Here is a 17,388-nt window from a genome sequence, read left to right as displayed (position 1 = left end):
GTCAAGGAAAAGAAGTAGCAATGATAAGTGAGTTCTTTTGGAATTGGTTGCGCCGTGTACTTGGAGACTTGTTCGCACGGTGCTTTGGGGACGAAGCGGGAGCAATCCCGCTGACTTACCCGATTTACCCTTAATAAAAATTTCCCCCATCTCCCCATATTCCCCTCCTGGGAGGGGTTAGGGGTGGGTTCCCATCTCCCCATCTCCCCATCTTCCCATCTCCCCATCTCCCCATCTCCCCATCTCCCCATCTCCCCACACTTCCCACCCTCCCCGCGCCCGGGCCCCTTAATTATGGGTATTCAACCAGACTTGATATTAGGGGCGGGCTTGCCCTCATCTTCAACCTCGAGCGCCAGTGTTGCGACAGCCCGCCCCGTAACGCACCACCAAAAGGCTCGCCCTCATTTTATCGGTAGCTAGTGTTGGGACAGTCGGTCCCGTAACACACCACCTAGTAGGCTGAAGGGTTACGTTGATCAAGCCTGCCTTTCAAACATAGAGTCTTTCATCTGTGTATTCTGATTTCTCAAGCTTCCCCTCCCTAAGTTGTTGCTCAAGTCATTGAGTGGGGTTATCTTAGAACGGAATTGTACTCACAGTATGAGTGTCATTATTTGCTAAGGCTCATAATTGAAAGATGTTCAGACCCAAATTATGGATCAAGATAGGTTTTATCGAGCATATAGGAGAATTTTTTGCGAAATTTAGAACTAAACCGGCTCCTAACACGGTATTTCCTACTGTATTTCTAGGTTTATCTTTAGTTTTAGTCGCCTGTGCCCCCAAGGGTGGAGACCCTAAAAGCAATACGGTTACTATCCTGGGAGTAATGACAGGGGAAGGGGAGCAAATCATGGAACAGATACTAGAACCCTTCACTAAAGAAACGGGTATCAAGGTGGTGTATGAAGCCAGTAGTGATTTCGCCACCCTCCTACCTGTGTTGGTGGAATCTGGAAATGCTCCCGATCTTGCCATGTTCCCTCAACCGGGTTTGATGGCTGACTTTGCTAGGGAAGGTGAACTGGTACCTGTAGATACCTTCATGGACAAATCTCAGTTATCTGCTGCTTATTCTCAAAACTGGCTAGATTTGGCAACTGTCGATAGTAAAGTATACGGGGTGTGGATTAGGGCGGCGGTCAAAAGCTTAGTTTGGTACAATCGAGCTGCGTTTAAGGCAGCTGGTTACAAAATCCCTACCACCTGGAATGAAATGATGGCACTGTCCGATCAGATTGTGGCAGATGGCGGTGTCCCTTGGTGCATCGGAATAGAAAGCGGTGCGGCTACAGGATGGGTTGGTACCGACTGGATTGAGGATATTATGTTGCGCACGGTTGGTGGGGAAGTGTATGACCAGTGGGTTGCTCACAAGATTCCCTTTAATCACCCAGCGGTTAAGAATGCTTTTGAGCAGTTTGGCAACATTGCCCTTAATCCTAAGTATGTGTTTGGTGGCACTGTTGGTATTATTAGCACTCCCTTTGGTGACGCAACTGCACCGTTATTTGATAACCCCCCAGGTTGCTATCTGCATCGCCAAGCTAGCTTTATCACTAGCTTCTTACCTAAAGATGTAGCGCTAGATAAGGATGTGAGTATCTTTCTGTTACCGGGTATTAAACAGGAATTGGGAGTGCCAGTGTTAGTGTCTGGTATTGTGACTGCTATGTTTAAGGATACTCCAGAAGCACGGAAGTTGATGGAGTATTTATCAACTGCCCAAGCCCATACTATCTGGGCAAGTCAGGGAGATTATGTCTCACCCCATAAACAGGTTAGTTTGGATGCTTACCCCAATGACATTGTTAAACGTCAAGCGGAAATCTTAGCCAATGCGGATATGGTGCGCTTCGATGGTTCGGATATGATGCCAGGAGCCGTGGGTACCGGGACATTCTGGAGTGGCATTGTTGATTATATTGGTGGGACAGATGTGGATACAGTTCTGAAAACTATTGAGGACAGTTGGCCAGATTAAGTATGAGGAATTAGGGATTAGTCATTGTAAAAAAAAATATTTATTTAAAATCGCCTTCTAATGTTACTTTAGCACAATTGCCAAATCGGTAACTATAATATCAAGTCTGGTTGAATACCCATAATTAAGGGGTCCGGGCGCGGGAAGTGTGGCCAGATGGGGGATATTTTTATTAAGGGTAATTATCCTGACATGATATAAGATACTGAAATCAAATTAAGTCAGTTATTCGCCACCATTTAGCGAAAGGGACAATAGTGCCGTTTAGGCATTAATTACGATTAAATATCTGAGTACAATATCAGCACTTGCGCTTCGCTCCGCTGTAACGGCAATCCCTTGGGGTGTAAGCAGGCAGGATATAGTAGGATGTCAGTGACTACTATAAATTTGGCTTTGCTGAATAGGATTTGGGTACTCAAGTATAGTTGGATCAGTTACCGATTACCTTTGGATCTTCCATAATTGAGCAACACCGTAAGTTTAGGATTCCCCCTTTAGGCCAAACTCAAGTTTAAATAAGAAATAAGCTATGGATACTAGTCAGATTGATAAATTTGTTTCCTATTGCCAAGGTTAACAGCCACAAAGTGAAGAAGATATGAGACGTTTTTTTATAGGGGTTATTGGTTTTACCTATGATCAGGAACTGCTATTACAGGCATATCTATTTTTCAATATCAACTCATTATTTCCAACCTGTAGTCAGCTCATCCTGTTTGAAAAGGCCCTAATCCAAGACTATACAAATTTAGGTAAAGTAGATTTTGTTTATCTTAGTAAAAACAAAAAAATATTTTTAATTTAAACTAAATATATTGATACTGAAGCGACAGGAAAGCACGAAAGAACTAGAAGAAATAAGCATAGAAATAAGGTAGTGGAACAAGTCATTGATTGGAAATACAAATTGAGACATTATTGGAATATATCAACTAACCAAATTCATTGTGGAGTATTTACAACCGATCCACAAGTAGGTGATCGTGCAAGGAGCACTGACATTATCGCTAAATCAATATCTATCTATGAACTGGAACTGTGGCAAAAAAATTATAAATTTTATAATTTAGAGCATGGCAATAAACGGGATTCGGTGAGAGATTTATATGAGGTGATCAAGTGATAAGGTGATCAGGTGATGAAGTGATGAGGCAATGAAGGATGGTATTGCTCAAAATAGTTACTTTCATTCTCGCCGTTGTCATAGGCTGTGGTGGGGTGATAGCTTTATTATATGGCATGAATGGCTTGGTAAATCAGCTACCCAATAAAACGCGATTGACCTTGGCCAAAAGGCCAAGCTACGCGAACGGTCACGCTACGCGAACGCATTTTGTGGCTTGGGTATACTTAGCCCCTGCTTTAGCATTACTAACCGCTTACCTGATTCTGCCGACCCTCAATACTATCTATATCAGCTTCTTGGATAAGCGATCGCAAAATTTTGTGGGACTGGACAATTACATCTTTGCCTTTACCAACCCTACTATGCTAATCGCTTTTCGTAACAATGTCCTTTGGTTGGTATTGGTAACAGGGTTTAGTGTAGCATTGGGTTTAATTATTGCGGTGCTGGTGGATCGGGTACGCTATGAACCCGTAGCCAAGTCTATAATCTTTATGCCAATGGCAATTTCCTTTGTGGGGGCTAGCGTGATTTGGCGATTTATCTATGCTTTTCGTCCAGCTGGCTCAGAACAAATTGGCTTACTCAATGGCATTATTACCAGTTTACGATTTGAGCCTGTAGGTTGGTTAGTGGAGCGCTCGATTAATAATTATGCTCTGATTGTGATTATGATTTGGTTGCAGACAGGGTTTTGCTTGATTTTGCTCTCTGCTGCCATCAAAGGTATCCCCAAAGATATTATCGAAGCTGCACGGATAGATGGAGCTAGTGAGTGGCAAATCTTCTGGACAATTACTATTCCGATGATACGAGGGACTATTGCTGTGGTTGTGACTACTGTAGTAATAGCGGTGCTGAAAGTCTTTGATATTGTCTGGGTGATGACCGGTGGTAATCAAAATACGGAAGTGATTGCGTCTCGTATGATTAAGGAAATGTTCAATTATCGGAACTTTGGACGAGGTAGTGCGATCGCAGTTATTTTATTACTAGTTATTATTCCGGTTATGATTAGCAATATCCGTCGGTTTCGAGAGCAGGAGAACAGCCGTTAATAGTAATATATAATTATTATTTGAATTGTGAACATACTCCCGCTTGGGAAAGGCAAGAGGGAAGAGGCAAGAGGCAAGAGTTAATCAAGTAGCGATGCAGCAAGGGAACAGGTGAGCCAGTGAGGCCAAAGGGGATTTCCCCCATTCGCGACTGCATCAAGACATAGAAGGATTTTGGTTAAGGTCAAAAACGGTAATTATTATTTATTATTTCTAATTGATTTAGAAATGTTATAGTATTCAGATTAAAGTTAAAATTTGATTCTGATGGCGTCACCGAGTTAAGCAACTGTTCTAGCTATGGTTGAAATTCTATAAGGCTTGGGGTGATGCGATGCTCCTTTGGAGCCGCTTCGCGAACGCATCTTGCCCAGTTGTTTTGCCCAGTTGTTTTGCCCAGTTGTTTTGCCCACTTGTTTAACGACTGCTGTTGTGGGATTGGTTGCACAAAGCGCTTATCTTGGCAAAAAATAGACTAATTCCAGACATGACTTTAACCCAGCTATGGCACCAAAACCGTTCTTTGTAGCAAAATCCCAACACCTACAGCAATTCTTCTGGAAAATCCCGATTCATCTGACCCTGATTATCATCTCTTTGATCTGGACTCTACCCACTGTTGGCTTGTTCATTAGTTCCCTACGCTACCGAGATGATGTGCTCAAAACCGGTTGGTGGTCAGTCTTCCAACACCCCTTCAATTTCACCCAATACCACCTGGGTAACTATATTGATGTGATTACCTCCGAAGGGATGGGACAGGCATTTTTCAATAGTCTGGCTATCTCGATTCCCGCTACAGTTATTCCGATTGCGATCGCTACTGTTGCTGCCTATGGGTTTGCTTGGATGAAATTTCCTGGTCGCCAAGTCCTGTTTATGGTAGTAGTTGGCTTGCTGGTAGTCCCGTTACAGATGACTCTGATTCCGGTATTGCGAGTCTACGGATATCTAGGACTTTCCGGTACATTATTAGGTATTTGGTTAGCCCACACAGGCTATGGTTTGCCCTTAGGAATTTATTTATTGCGTAATTATATTGCTAGTTTGCCTCAGGAGTTAATCGAAGCAGCAGCAGTGGATGGTGCGTCTCATCTAACCATAGTTACCCAGCTGATTGTGCCTCTATCCATGCCTGCGATCGCATCATTTGCCGTGTTTCAATTTCTCTGGGTCTGGAATGACTTGCTAGTTGCTTTAGTCTATCTCGGAGTTACACCAGACGTTGCCCCGTTAACGATCCGATTAACAAATATAGTAGGTTATCGTGGGCAGCAGTGGCATCTTCTTACCTCTGGTGCATTTATCACAATGATTGTACCACTGATTGTGTTTTTTGTTCTACAGCGGTACTTTGTGCGGGGGATTTTAGCCGGTTCGGTTAAGGGTTGAAACTCTTATCTATAGCAGTTTTTAATTACCAGAAGTACTTTCGTCCTGGGTTGCGCGGGAGTAGGGAGTAGGGAGTAGGGAGTAGGATTCAGTTTATCGAGGGTGAGATTCAGGGCTGACCTACTTTAGGTAATTCTGTTTCATTGGAGAGAGCGAAATTATCTAAAGAAACCTTTGCTGAATAGGCAATACCATCCCGCTGGTACAAAATTAATAGGCTATTTGCGTGTTTGACCTTGTAACCCAAAAATCTATCTACTCCACTTACTACTTCCTGATATTCATTACCATTGGGATGTGTAAATGCTATTGTTATACTATCATTGTTTGTTAATCTTCCATCACCATTGGTATCTTGTTTAATAAGGTTGTATAAAACGGCTATAACTGGTTTAGATTCAACCCTGTTATTAGCTCTATCATTAGTTTCTGAAATGAAGCTATCGCTAGCAATTAAATAGTCATTCTTAGCAAATAGCCATTTGCTTTTACCTGTTTCACTATCCAAAAACAAATAGTTTCTAGTTGAGCGTGTCGATTTGCTATAATAGGATTGGGTATAAGATTGGTCTGAGTAAAGCGGCACCATTAGATAGGTTGTGCCATCAACTTCCCTGAGATTACCCAGCTCCCACTCTTGAGACCTTGAGCTATCGTCATCGACATTAACAATGTTAATCCGCTGCCGCTCTCTCGTAGTGCTTTTGACTATCTCGATAGCAGCAAAAGCCAAAACCGCTATTGCTAGCAATCCAGTAGCCATAATAACAATAGCATTAAAGCGCCACACAAAACGAAAAAATTTCTTGTCGTCCATGATTGTTCACCGTTGACAGCTGACGGTTGACTATTGACGGTTGACTATTGCTCTGAGGAATAAGACTCAATATGAGGTAAAATTATGTAATATTATTACACTAGTCAATTTTTGGGAGAATAATATGATATCTGCAGCAATCGCTTACTTTGGAATTCTAGCTGCTGCCACTGTTGTGGCTCTGACTCTATTTTTTGGACTTAGAGCAGTTAAGTTGATCTAACTACTGTTGTTTCCAAAACAATTAAGGCAGTATGGCGGATTTAAACATTTAATTGTTTTGAGTATAGCCGCCTACTGTAGCGCTATAGTTAACCAGCTATAATTAACCAGCTATACTTATAGCTATCTATACTTAGCCAGATCAACTCTCCTTGGCCAAACAAGGTTTAATTGTTGCTACCACCGACTGAGCTAGAGCACTGAGTTCGTACCCCCCCTCTAAACCAAAAACAATCCGACGAGTTAGTTGCAGACAATACTTGGTAAATAGCCCATAATCATCTGGCTGCAAGGCAATATTTGCCAAGGGATCGGCGGCATTAGCATCATAACCAGCACTGACAATCAATAAATCTGGCTGAAATTTGGTTAAAAAGGGCATCACTTTCTGTTCAAACATCGGCTGGTAATCTGCTAACGTGCTGCCTGGTGCCATGGGAAGATTAAGGACATTATTGTGAAACCCCTGTTCACTGGCTTGGCCTGTACCAGGATAGCAAGGGGATTGATGAAGGGAGATGTAGGCAATGCGAGCATCTCGTTCCACAACATCTTGAGTACCATTGCCGTGATGGACATCCCAGTCTAGGATGGCAACCCGTTCGACTCCCGATTGCTCTAAGGCGTAGTAAGCTGCGATCGCAGCATTGGAAAATAAGCAAAACCCCATCCCTCTCTGACGTTCAGCATGATGACCAGGGGGACGGGCTAGAACAAAGGCTGAATTATTGGTAGTGAGGACTTGATCTACCGCATCTAGCCAAGCACTAACGGCGAGTAGGGCAACATCGTAACTGCGGGGGGATATCCCTGTGTCCGCATCTAACCTGCCACCATTACTCCTAGCGATTTCTTAAACTGTCTCAATGTAGCGCTGGCTATGAATTTGTTGTACTAGAGGCATCACTCGACGAGTTTCTACCGCTGTCGGTAACTGCCACTTAATTTGGTCAGCCCAAGGTGCAGCTTTGATAGCATCAACAATCGCAGTTAAACGTTCTGGTCGTTCTGGGTGAAACCGACCGTTATCGTGTTCAAGAAACTCATCGGAGTAAATGACAGGAAACATATTATAGCACGATTCAGCCAAAATGATGGAAAAACGCTTTAGATCAAGGTACTTGTGAATAGATTAACCTTACCGATTACTTCATCAGGTGATCCCTAAACAGACCAAACACGACACCAAAGGCGATCAGAGCTAGAGCGAGGCTGATAGGGATTAAATCTGGTCTCAAAACGATGGCAAAAATAGCTAAGCCGATCAAAACATAGGATAGTTTCATCAAAAACTCCTTAGTTGTTGGGAACCTCTGAGGTTTAGTCAGGGGAGGAAAACAACCTGGTGGCATAAACCGCCAGTCAACATGAGCAAGAAGAGGTGAAATTCCTAAGCTGCCCTAGGAAATTTTCTGTCTTTTTCCCATAATTTTTGCACAAGAAGCGCGAATCTGCTCATTGTCTAAGCCTTGCCCGTGGTTCTGTTACCGGCTATAGTCGAGATTTTGTGTTAAAATTTAAAAATAACCAGCCAAATTTGGAAAAAAAAGGTGTTAAAAGCCTCTTTTGAGAGATTTTAACCGATTTATTTAGCAAAATCCTCGATAATAAGGGAGTTTGTCCAACTATGAGTACATCCCAAGAACGCATTGTCCCGACAAATTTGCGGAACGAAATGTCCCGGTCTTATTTAGAATACGCCATGAGCGTTATTGTAGGTCGGGCATTACCAGATGCCAGGGATGGGCTCAAGCCAGTACACCGACGGATTCTCTATGCGATGCATGAGCTGGGCTTAAGCCCAGACCGTCCGTTCCGCAAATGCGCTCGTGTGGTAGGGGAAGTGTTGGGTAAGTATCATCCCCATGGGGATACTGCTGTTTATGACGCTTTGGTGCGCATGGCTCAGGATTTCTCCATGCGATCGCCTCTGATTAATGGTCATGGAAATTTTGGCTCAGTAGACAACGACCCCCCAGCGGCAATGCGTTACACAGAGTGCCGCTTGCAAGCGATCGCTACCAATGCCCTACTTCGGGACATTGAGTCAGAAACTGTAGACTTTGTTGATAACTTTGACGGTTCCCAGCAAGAACCGACTGTCTTACCAGCACGGATTCCCCAATTACTGCTCAACGGCTCATCGGGGATTGCTGTGGGTATGGCAACCAATATCCCCCCTCATAACCTGGGAGAGTTGGTGGATGGCTTAGTCGGCCTGATCCATAATCCCGAAATCACTGATAAGGAGTTAAGGCGGTATATCCCTGGTCCAGATTTCCCCACTGGGGCACAGATTTTAGGAACATCGGGTATTAAAGATGCTTACACCAGTGGTAGGGGTTCTATCACCATGCGAGGTGTGGCAGAAATTGAAACGATTGGGCAACGAGGTCGTCCAGACAAGGAAGCCATTATTATTACTGAGCTACCTTACCAAACCAATAAGGCAAGTTTAATCGAAAAGATTGCTGAATTGGTTAATGATAAGCGTATTGATGGCATTTCCGATATTCGGGATGAAAGCGATCGCAATGGCATGCGCATCGTAATCGAACTAAAGCGCGATGCTTATCCCAAAGTTGTCCTGAATAATCTCTACAAGCAAACCCCCCTCCAAACCAATTTTGGAGCAAATATGCTAGCCCTGGTGGGCAATGAACCCCAGTTGCTGACCATAAAGCAGTTCTTAAACGTTTTCCTGGATTTCCGCATTGAAACCATTACCCGACGGACTCAATATCAATTGCGCAAAGCTGAGGAACGGGATCATTTACTGCAAGGGTTACTAATTGCCCTAGATAGCTTAGATGCTGTGATTGCCGTGATTCGGGGGGCGGCAGATACGACTACAGCACGAGGACAATTAGTTACAGAATTTAGTCTATCTGAAGCCCAAGCTGATGCTATTTTGCAAATGCAGCTGCGCCGTCTGACTGCTTTGGAAGCCCAAAAGATTCAAGCTGAGCATGAGGAATTACAAGTTAGGATTGCGGATTTAAGGGATATCCTAGCTCGCCGAAGTCGCATCCTGGAGATTATTGAAACTGAAGCCCAGCAACTGAAACAGAACTTTGCCACACCACGCCGCACACAAATTCAACAGGTTGAAGGGGAACTAGATGATACTGACCTGATTGCTAATGAAAAAGCTGTGATTCTGCTGACTGAGCAAGGGTATATCAAACGCATGCCTGTGGATGAGTTTAGAGCTCAAGCTCGGGCAACTCGTGGGAAAGCTGCTGCCAGAATTAAAGATGATGATGAGGTAGAGCATTTCTTCACTTGCTGCGACCACGATAGCATTTTATTTTTTAGCGATCGCGGTGTAGTGTACTCTCTCCGTGCCTACCAAATCCCGGCTGCATCTCGCACCGCCAGGGGGGTACCGATTGTGCAGATGTTACCCATTCCCCACGAAGAAAAAATTACTTCTATTGTACCGGTATCTGAATTTACAGATGATGAATATCTAGTCATGCTAACCCATAAGGGTTACATCAAGAAAACTGCTCTAGATGCTTTCAGCAAAATTCGGGCAAATGGATTAATTGCTATTTCCCTCGGGGAAGGAGACCAGTTGCGGTGGGTACTTCGTGCTAGGCAAGAAGACAGCATCATAATTGGGTCTCGTCATGGCATGGCAATTCACTTCAAGTGTGACAATGATCAACTCCGCCCCCTCGGTCGTGCGACCAGAGGAGTTAAGGCTATGAAACTCAAGGGTGATGATGAATTAATCGGTATGGATATTTTGTCCGGTCAAATCATCGCTAGTCTAGCTGCTACTGAGGATTCAGAGGAAGAGACAGAAGACCTTAGTGATTCTGAGATGGTGGAAACAGCGGCTCAGGGTCCTTGGGTATTAATTGTCACTATGGGAGGCTATGGTAAGCGGGTACCCGTATCCCAATTCCGGCTACAAAACCGTGCTGGTATGGGAGTTCGCTCAACCAAATTCCGTTTACCGAAAGACCAACTGGCAGCCCTACAGGTAGTTAATGAAGGGGATGAATTGATGATAGTCACTAGTCGAGGGATTATCATTCGTCAAGCTGTTGATGCTATTTCTCCCCAATCTCGCATGGCAACTGGGGTCAGAGTGCAAAAGTTAGATGATGAAGATGCGATCGCAGCGGTTGCTTTAGTACCTATCTCTGATCAAGAGCAGGAAATCGAAGAGCCGGAAATCGAAGAGCCAGAAACCGAAGAGCAGCAAGAGTCAGTAGATCAATATAAATAGGCCACTAGAAATAAACCTACAATAGGTTTTTGTAGACGGTTAACCGTCAACCGTCTACAAAACCCACCTTAACTACACTAATAAACCGGTTTTCTAGGAGGCAACTCAAATGATTCAAACTGCCAAAAAGTTTTACACATTTGAAGACTATATTTCCTACCATGATGACACTGACTACAAGTATGAGCTTGTTAATGGAGAGCTTGTTGCTATGCCACCTGCTAGTGGACTACATGCCCTGATTATGCTTTTTCTATTCAAGGAATTTGATAGAGAAATTGACAGGGTTAGTTTAGATTGGGTTGTTATGCCTGGTAATCTTGGGGTTCGCACAGCTGAGAATAAATCTAGAATTCCTGATTTAGTCATTATCTCAGAAAATCAGCGGCAAGCTATCCGTTCCATGTCATCAGCGGTGCTGGAATCAGCACCACTACTAGCAGTAGAAATTGTCAGTGCAGGTAATCCTCAAGATGATTACCGCTACAAGCGTTCTGAATACGCAGTGCGGGAAGTGCCTGAGTATTGGATTGTTGATCCAATTAAGTCTAAGGTTTCGGTTTTGCGTTTAGTTGATGGGTTTTATGATCTGACAGAATTTACAGGAAATCAAAAAATTGAATCACAAACATTTACCGAGTTAGCTTTGACAGTTGAACAAGTATTTGCCGTTTAGAATAATTGTTAAGGATGAAGTAGTAATGGTTAATTGGTATTTAAAAATATCCTGTTACCTGTCCTCTTTTTATATTAATCCTAGGTTTACATATCAAATAAAAATGCTATAGATATAGCGTACTTACTATTACTTCTCCACCCGATATCCCAACTCTAATAACCGTAAGCGAGATTGTCGCCATTTCGGTTTTACTTTCACAAACAATTCCAGGTAAACTTGACCAGCAACTAACTTTTGAAGTTGTTGACGAGCAGCAGTACCAATTTGTTTGAGCATAGTACCCTTTTTCCCAATCAAAATACCTTTTTGGGAGTCTCTCTCTACATTGATCGTAGCAAAAATACGGGTGATTTTTGGTTGTTCCTCCACTAAATCAATAGTAATAGCAACCGAGTGGGGGACTTCCTCACGAGTTAGGAGTAAGATTTGCTCTCGAATCAATTCCCCCATGATAAACCGTTCTGGCTGGTCGGTTACGAAGTCAGGGGGATAATAATATGGTCCTGGTTCTAAGCGCTCAATTAATTTCTGCTGCAATAGGTCTAAGCGATCAGCTGTCAGGGCAGAAAATTTGACGACTTCCCAGCCTTGAGCAGTAGCTAGTTTAGCATAACTAGCATCGATTGATGCTCCCCTACTCTGGCGAGGTTGTATATCTGATTTGTTCACACCCAAAATTACTGGTGTCTTGGTATGGCTCAGTAGATCAACAATAAAGCGATCGCCTCCTCCCGCCTCCACCGTACTATCCACCACCAACAGCACCACATCCACTAACTCAATCGCTATTTGGGCATTTTTCACCAATACCTTACCCAGCTGATGATGAGGTTTGTGAATCCCTGGCGTATCCACAAAAATCAATTGAGCTTCCGGTGTGGTCAAGATACCTCGCAGCCGATTTCGGGTGGTTTGAGCCACTGGCGAAGTGATGGCAATTTTTTGCCCTACCAGTTTATTCATCAGTGTGGATTTCCCCACATTCGGGCGTCCCACAATCGCCACAAAGCCAGACTTAAAGCCCTCTGGAGCAACCGGAATAGTTTCTAGAACTGATGGCTTGATAACTTTTTCCTCTAGGTTATCTTGGGAAGAGTCTACCGTCGGCTCCTCTTCCGAGTTTTGTTCGTCTTGGATTTTAGAATTGTCAGTCATTGAACCAATCGTAGTTTTTATTGTTTTATTATGAAATTTATGTTAGCAACATACATAGGGACTATGTTGAGTATGTTGTTAAAGGGGATAACACCCCGGTTAATTGACCAACATTATCATAAATAGAACTGATCGTGGGCTTGAAGTAAAAAATTTCAAGTTAGTTGCCCAGACTCAAGCAGTTTAGACTAAATACTACTACTGATGACCAATACCGCTACTTTCCCTGACCTAGAAAATCATTGGGCGAGAGATTGTATCAACCAACTGCGGGAGCGTAAGTTGGTCAGTGGTTACCCGGATGGTAAATTTCGTCCTAATTTTAGAATTACCCGCGCTGAGTTTGCCGTCTTAATGCTGAATGCCTTTCCCTCAGCACCGATTCAGCGGGGTGGTATTCGTTTTAAGGACGTACCTAGTAATCATTGGGCCAAAAATGTGATTCAAGATGCCTACAAGCGAAGATTTTTTTCGGGCTATCCTGGCAGACGATTTAAACCGAATGAGTCCATTTCTCGAGTGCAAGCGATCGCAGTTTTAGCAGGAGCCAAGAATTATCCTATCCCGTCAGAACCCGATGGAACTCTCAGACGGTATTTTACTGATGCTACCCAGATTCCCCAGTATGCTAAAAATGCGATCGCATCCGCAGCAATTAATACTATTGTGGTTAACTATCCCAATATCAAACAGGTCAAACCAAATCAGAGTGCTACCCGTGGTGAAGTAGCGGCTTTGCTGTGTCGGGCGTTAAACATCTATGCTGTTCCACCTCAGTATATTGCTGGAGTGGAAGTCTCTTCTGATGATGTTCGTAGTTTACCAGGGCAATTGGATCAGGTGCCTGTATTTAATAGCAATAGTCCAGAACTAGTCAGAAGTGAGGGGATTTTGCTGTCTACGTTTTCACCGGAAGGGAAACAAGTTCCTTCAGCCCACCTTGATTATGGCTTTAATGGACGGTTTGATATCTTTACCCACCATATTGCTAGAGCAGAGACTCAGGCGGAAACCCATCCCCTTTATCAAGGATTGATAGTTTATAATCCCAATGAAACACCTGTTACAGTGGAGGTCTTGCAAGGGGCGAGTTATCTGTCTACCCCAGATGCACCGTTTATCTCGTTGCCGGATATGGTGGATAATCCCAATGGTACAGTCTATGCTGGTCCTGGCAGTCGGACAATGAATGATGTACTCAGGGGAATTCTCCAAGAACTATTTCCCGCCAAACTGGTGCTGAAGGCAAAACAAAGCCAAATGTTAATGAATCAGCCAATTCCAGTTAAACGATCACCAGCTTCTAATGGTCGTTCTACCATGATGCGGTTACGGAGTGATGGGATGGTCTATGTGGCTAACTTAGCCATGAAAGCCCCTCGTGATGGCAATGGAATCTATCGGGAACCTACGGTAGCAGAATGGCAAGACTTACTGGATACGGGCGGCTTAGCTCAACCCCGTGGACCAATACCCACTCCTCTCGAACCACCTCAAGAACCGACGGTGTTTGGTCGGGTGGCTGGTGTTTCCCAAGGTTCTCAATGGCAAGTGCTGATTCAAGATAATCCAAATGTTAACTATTTGAGTATTCCTCAGCTAGGGCAGGCATTTTCTTATGTGGTGGGGACTCTACATCTGATTACTCTGAGTACAGGGCAAATTCAAAGTGCACCGATGTTAAGGCGCTATGCCGATACGGCCTACTTTGCCCACAGTAATTATGGGGTAGAATACAATATAACTTTACCATTGAAGAATACTACTAATCAACCCCAAACGCTGACGGTATCGCTGCAAACGCCATTGAAGGATGAGGGGGGTACTGATCGACTGCTGTTTTTGAACCCACGGGTTGAAAACGTGTTCTTTCGGGGTACACTCAGAATAAATTATGATGATGATGATCGAAAGGCTCAGACGCGCTATGTGCATTTAGTGCAGCGACGAGGACAGCCAGGGCATCCATTGGTGACGTTGAATTTAGCCCCTGAAGAAGTTAGGCAGCTACAGGTGGATTTTCTCTATCCCCCGGATTCGACACCACCCCAGGTGCTTACAGTTCGGACTTTGGAGGGTTAGGAGAGTTGGAAATCGGCTCACAAATACAAGGTCGCAATTGTGCGATCGCACAATCAAATATTAATCTCGATTCTAGTAGTATCACGGATTTAGCCTGAATCTGCTATTGTGTAACGTTAGCAGCATACTAAACTTTATCAAAAATAGCTGATGCCAGCAAAAGCGATCAGTATTAACTATTTAGGAGTTTAGTTATTGCTGACGAAGTTTTGCCTAAGATCATCAAACCAGCAGAAATGCTTACTCTAGATGATAGAGATGATCTAGTTACGGCAGCTACTGCCTAGGGATATACCTAGAATTGCTGTCGGCACCAGAACAACTATATCACACTCAGGTTGCTTGATAACTTTTGCTAGATAACTATTGATATCTTGACCACTTATGCCTTCTCAAACCTTTATCGTGCGTGCTCACACTCGTACGATCCATACCCGTCCAGTTACCTTTTTTTGCCCCAAATGCAATCATATGACTACTCGTGAGTGCTATCCTGGTAAGCCTCCTAAATACTGTCTCGAATGTAGTCCGAGACGAAAACGTCAGCAAGATGAGCTGTATATACCCGAAAAGGGGATGTTCAAGCCAACACACAACTTGGTGAATCTTACCAGTGGGCAGAAGACACCAGTATGTCTGGAGAAGTCCCCCCAAGCTGGGTGGCTTTTCGTGAGGACAGCCCTAGATTGGTTTAGCGGGGAAAGCATCATCAAGTATCACACAACTAAAGGGGTTTACAGCCAGGAGGTGCCGTTGGCAGATTATATCGTCGAAGCTCTACCAGCTGGCGATATCACCACAGCATTTCCATCAGCTACCTCTGCTAAAAAGAAGATTACTCCTGCTAAATCTTCATCAGAGCTACTTTTAGTAGAACCCTACAGTGTGAAGAAGATGTGCGATCGCTTCCGTTGCGGGGACAGGTTACTCAAGAGGATGCGCACTGAGCCAAACTTCAGCCAGTGGAGTCGCTCTCGGGATCCCGAGGGCATAACTTGGGAGTATCGGCAAGGAAAATATTTTCCTTTAGTTGATCAGGTTAATCAGGAATCATCAGCCACCTCTGAACCTGAAATAGAGGAGACTACCCCCACGACTAATGGGTCATCCCAGGGGATTTCAGTAGAACCCTACAGTGTGAAGAAGATGTGCGATCGCTTCCGTTGCGGGGACAGGTTACTCAAGAGGATGCGCACTGAGCCAAACTTCAGCCAGTGGAGTCGCTCTCGGGATCCCGAGGGCATCACTTGGGAGTATCGGCAAGGAAAATATTTTCCTTTAGTTGATCAGGTTAATCAGGTTGATCAAGAATCATCAAACACCTTTGAACCTGAAATAGAGGAGACTACCCCCACGACTAATGGGTCATCCCAGGGTTTTTCAGTAGAACCCTACAGTGTCAAACAGATGTGCGATCGCTTCCGTTGCGGGGACAGGTTACTCAAGAGGATGCGCACTGAGCCAAACTTCAGCCAGTGGAGTCGCTCTCGGGATCCCGAGGGCATCACTTGGGAGTATCGGCAAGGAAAATATTTTCCTTTAGTTGATCAGGTTAATCAGGTTGATCAAGAATCATCAAACACCTTTGAACCTGAAATAGAGGAGACTACTGCCACCACTAATGGGTCATCCCAGGGTTTTTCACTAGAACCCTACAGTGTCAAAAAGCTCTGCGATCGCTTCCGTTGTGGGGACAGGTTACTCAAGAGGATGCGCACTGACCCAAACTTCAGCCAGTGGAGTCGCTCTCGGGATCCCGAGGGCATCACTTGGGAGTATCGGCAAGGAAAATACTTTCCTTTACTTAATCACCAATAATTTATTAATCTCAAACCGAGTCAGCAGATGCGAACGCTACGCGATTGACCTACGGTCAATCGCGTAGCGTCGGCTGTGGCCGTAGGCCACGCTGCGCGAACGCCGAATCGCATCTGCTTTACTATTTCTGGGATACGAGAAAGTTTGGTCTTTCCCAACTTGGGGTATCTTCGAGTCTGTTCTGCCTCTTCCCCTTCTCCAGTTTCTAGTCAGGGAAAGTAGTTACTGACTTTTCCTTTCCCTGTGCTAGCTGCTACGGGCGACCTAACCTTTAGCTGCCATAGATAAGATTAGGTCAATCATGCGGTTAGAGTAACCCCACTCATTGTCGTACCAACAGACAACTTTAAAGAAATTAGAATTAAGTTCCATTCCCGCTCCAGCATCGAAAATGCTGGAATGAGGGTCGCCTTGAAAATCGGTGGACACCACTGGCTCCTCTGTATAGCCCAAAATTCCTTTCATCGCCCCAACTGAGGCTGCTTTCATTGCTGCACAAATCTCTGGGTAGCTGGTTGCCTTTTGAGTCCTGAAGGTCAAATCTACCACTGATACATCCGGTGTTGGTACCCGTAATGCCATGCCGGTAAGTTTACCTTTCAGTTCCGGTAACACTAGCGTTACAGCTTTGGCCGCACCCGTAGAAGCGGGGATAATGTTCTGAGCAGCACTTCGCCCGCCCCGAAAGTCTTTCTTACTTGGACCATCTACCGTTGGCTGGGTAGCAGTCATGGCATGGACCGTAGTCATTAACCCTTCCGCTAGCCCAAAATTGTCATTAATCACTTTAGCAATGGGAGCAAGAC

The 17,388-nt window shown here is 44.3% G+C and carries 14 protein-coding genes and 2 pseudogenes; 9 read left to right on the top strand and 7 right to left on the bottom strand.

Translation table 11 applies throughout. The annotated features are described in order from the left end of the window. Positions 1 to 251, bottom strand: a pseudogene (locus F6K57_RS27595) (hypothetical protein); the annotation flags it as partial. A 389-nt stretch (positions 252 to 640) separates the two neighbouring features. On the opposite strand from F6K57_RS27595, the gene F6K57_RS27590 reads away from it, so the two are divergent. The 3 genes from F6K57_RS27590 (at position 641) to F6K57_RS27580 (ending at position 4,174) form a co-directional block, all read left to right on the top strand. Next, entirely contained in the window at positions 641 to 1,987 is a 1,347-nt protein-coding gene (locus tag F6K57_RS27590; protein WP_293071622.1) for an ABC transporter substrate-binding protein, read from the top strand. Between the two features lie 880 nt (positions 1,988 to 2,867). Beyond that, positions 2,868 to 3,113, top strand: a complete 246-nt coding sequence (locus F6K57_RS27585) for a hypothetical protein (RefSeq protein ID WP_293071621.1) — start codon at positions 2,868 to 2,870, stop codon at positions 3,111 to 3,113. Positions 3,114 to 3,151: 38 nt separating this feature from the next. Beyond that, positions 3,152 to 4,174, top strand: coding sequence for a sugar ABC transporter permease (locus F6K57_RS27580; protein ID WP_293071620.1), 1,023 nt, complete (start codon positions 3,152 to 3,154; stop codon positions 4,172 to 4,174). A gap of 298 nt (positions 4,175 to 4,472) precedes the next feature. Here F6K57_RS27580 and F6K57_RS27575 read toward each other — a convergent pair whose 3' ends face one another. Next, positions 4,473 to 4,622, bottom strand: a complete 150-nt coding sequence (locus F6K57_RS27575) for a hypothetical protein (RefSeq protein ID WP_293024322.1) — start codon at positions 4,620 to 4,622, stop codon at positions 4,473 to 4,475. A 56-nt stretch (positions 4,623 to 4,678) separates the two neighbouring features. Here F6K57_RS27575 and F6K57_RS27570 point away from each other — a divergent pair, with 56 nt between their 5' ends. Further along, on the top strand, positions 4,679 to 5,566 hold the full coding sequence (locus F6K57_RS27570; RefSeq protein ID WP_293071619.1) for a carbohydrate ABC transporter permease: 888 nt from the start codon (positions 4,679 to 4,681) through the stop codon (positions 5,564 to 5,566). Between the two features lie 109 nt (positions 5,567 to 5,675). Here F6K57_RS27570 and F6K57_RS27565 read toward each other — a convergent pair whose 3' ends face one another. Further along, positions 5,676 to 6,383, bottom strand: coding sequence for a hypothetical protein (locus tag F6K57_RS27565; RefSeq protein ID WP_293039589.1), 708 nt, complete (start codon positions 6,381 to 6,383; stop codon positions 5,676 to 5,678). A 124-nt stretch (positions 6,384 to 6,507) separates the two neighbouring features. Here F6K57_RS27565 and F6K57_RS27560 point away from each other — a divergent pair, with 124 nt between their 5' ends. After that, complete coding sequence (locus F6K57_RS27560) at positions 6,508 to 6,606, top strand: cytochrome b6-f complex subunit PetL (protein WP_293024328.1); 99 nt, start codon at positions 6,508 to 6,510, stop codon at positions 6,604 to 6,606. A 141-nt stretch (positions 6,607 to 6,747) separates the two neighbouring features. Here the strand turns inward: F6K57_RS27560 and F6K57_RS27555 are convergent. After that, positions 6,748 to 7,674 (bottom strand): annotated as a pseudogene (locus F6K57_RS27555) (histone deacetylase). Between the two features lie 76 nt (positions 7,675 to 7,750). Further along, positions 7,751 to 7,891, bottom strand: coding sequence for a hypothetical protein (locus F6K57_RS27550; protein WP_293024330.1), 141 nt, complete (start codon positions 7,889 to 7,891; stop codon positions 7,751 to 7,753). A gap of 341 nt (positions 7,892 to 8,232) precedes the next feature. Here F6K57_RS27550 and gyrA point away from each other — a divergent pair, with 341 nt between their 5' ends. Further along, the gene (gene gyrA, locus F6K57_RS27545; protein WP_293071618.1) at positions 8,233 to 10,848 is read left to right on the top strand and encodes a DNA gyrase subunit A; all 2,616 of its coding nucleotides are present in this window, start codon (positions 8,233 to 8,235) and stop codon (positions 10,846 to 10,848) included. Positions 10,849 to 10,957: 109 nt separating this feature from the next. Further along, on the top strand, positions 10,958 to 11,524 hold the full coding sequence (locus F6K57_RS27540; RefSeq protein WP_293071617.1) for a Uma2 family endonuclease: 567 nt from the start codon (positions 10,958 to 10,960) through the stop codon (positions 11,522 to 11,524). Between the two features lie 129 nt (positions 11,525 to 11,653). On the opposite strand, the gene era is transcribed toward F6K57_RS27540, so the two are convergent. Next, positions 11,654 to 12,682: a GTPase Era gene (gene era, locus F6K57_RS27535; RefSeq protein ID WP_293071616.1), complete on the bottom strand. Its 1,029-nt coding sequence runs from the start codon at positions 12,680 to 12,682 to the stop codon at positions 11,654 to 11,656. 204 nt (positions 12,683 to 12,886) lie between these two features. Between era and F6K57_RS27530 the strand changes: the two genes are divergently transcribed. Together F6K57_RS27530 and F6K57_RS27525 are read left to right on the top strand one after the other, a co-directional pair. Next, positions 12,887 to 14,764: a DUF3370 family protein gene (locus F6K57_RS27530; protein ID WP_293024338.1), complete on the top strand. Its 1,878-nt coding sequence runs from the start codon at positions 12,887 to 12,889 to the stop codon at positions 14,762 to 14,764. Positions 14,765 to 15,235: 471 nt separating this feature from the next. Then, a complete protein-coding gene (locus F6K57_RS27525) occupies positions 15,236 to 16,582 on the top strand; it encodes a hypothetical protein (RefSeq protein ID WP_293071615.1) in 1,347 nt (448 codons plus the stop codon). Positions 16,583 to 16,846: 264 nt separating this feature from the next. Here F6K57_RS27525 and F6K57_RS27520 read toward each other — a convergent pair. Further along, positions 16,847 to 17,388: type I glyceraldehyde-3-phosphate dehydrogenase (locus F6K57_RS27520; RefSeq protein WP_293071614.1), on the bottom strand; the 542-nt coding region annotated here is incomplete at its 5' end.

Source organism: Moorena sp. SIO4A5, from assembly GCF_010672005.1.
In the GTDB taxonomy this organism is placed as follows: Bacteria; Cyanobacteriota; Cyanobacteriia; order Cyanobacteriales; family Coleofasciculaceae; genus Moorena.
The sequence above is the reverse complement of the archived record's forward strand: the minus strand, read 5'-3'. Positions and strand labels throughout refer to the sequence as shown.

Coding starts and splice junctions, on each gene's coding strand:
- F6K57_RS27590 (WP_293071622.1), top strand. CDS start 641: ATGTTCAGACCCAAATTATGGATCAAGATAGGTTTTATCGAGCATATA.
- F6K57_RS27580 (WP_293071620.1), top strand. CDS start 3,152: ATGGTATTGCTCAAAATAGTTACTTTCATTCTCGCCGTTGTCATAGGC.
- F6K57_RS27570 (WP_293071619.1), top strand. CDS start 4,679: ATGGCACCAAAACCGTTCTTTGTAGCAAAATCCCAACACCTACAGCAA.
- F6K57_RS27565 (WP_293039589.1), bottom strand. CDS start 6,383: ATGGACGACAAGAAATTTTTTCGTTTTGTGTGGCGCTTTAATGCTATT.
- F6K57_RS27560 (WP_293024328.1), top strand. CDS start 6,508: ATGATATCTGCAGCAATCGCTTACTTTGGAATTCTAGCTGCTGCCACT.
- F6K57_RS27550 (WP_293024330.1), bottom strand. CDS start 7,891: ATGAAACTATCCTATGTTTTGATCGGCTTAGCTATTTTTGCCATCGTT.
- gyrA (WP_293071618.1), top strand. CDS start 8,233: ATGAGTACATCCCAAGAACGCATTGTCCCGACAAATTTGCGGAACGAA.
- F6K57_RS27540 (WP_293071617.1), top strand. CDS start 10,958: ATGATTCAAACTGCCAAAAAGTTTTACACATTTGAAGACTATATTTCC.
- era (WP_293071616.1), bottom strand. CDS start 12,682: ATGACTGACAATTCTAAAATCCAAGACGAACAAAACTCGGAAGAGGAG.
- F6K57_RS27530 (WP_293024338.1), top strand. CDS start 12,887: ATGACCAATACCGCTACTTTCCCTGACCTAGAAAATCATTGGGCGAGA.
- F6K57_RS27525 (WP_293071615.1), top strand. CDS start 15,236: ATGACTACTCGTGAGTGCTATCCTGGTAAGCCTCCTAAATACTGTCTC.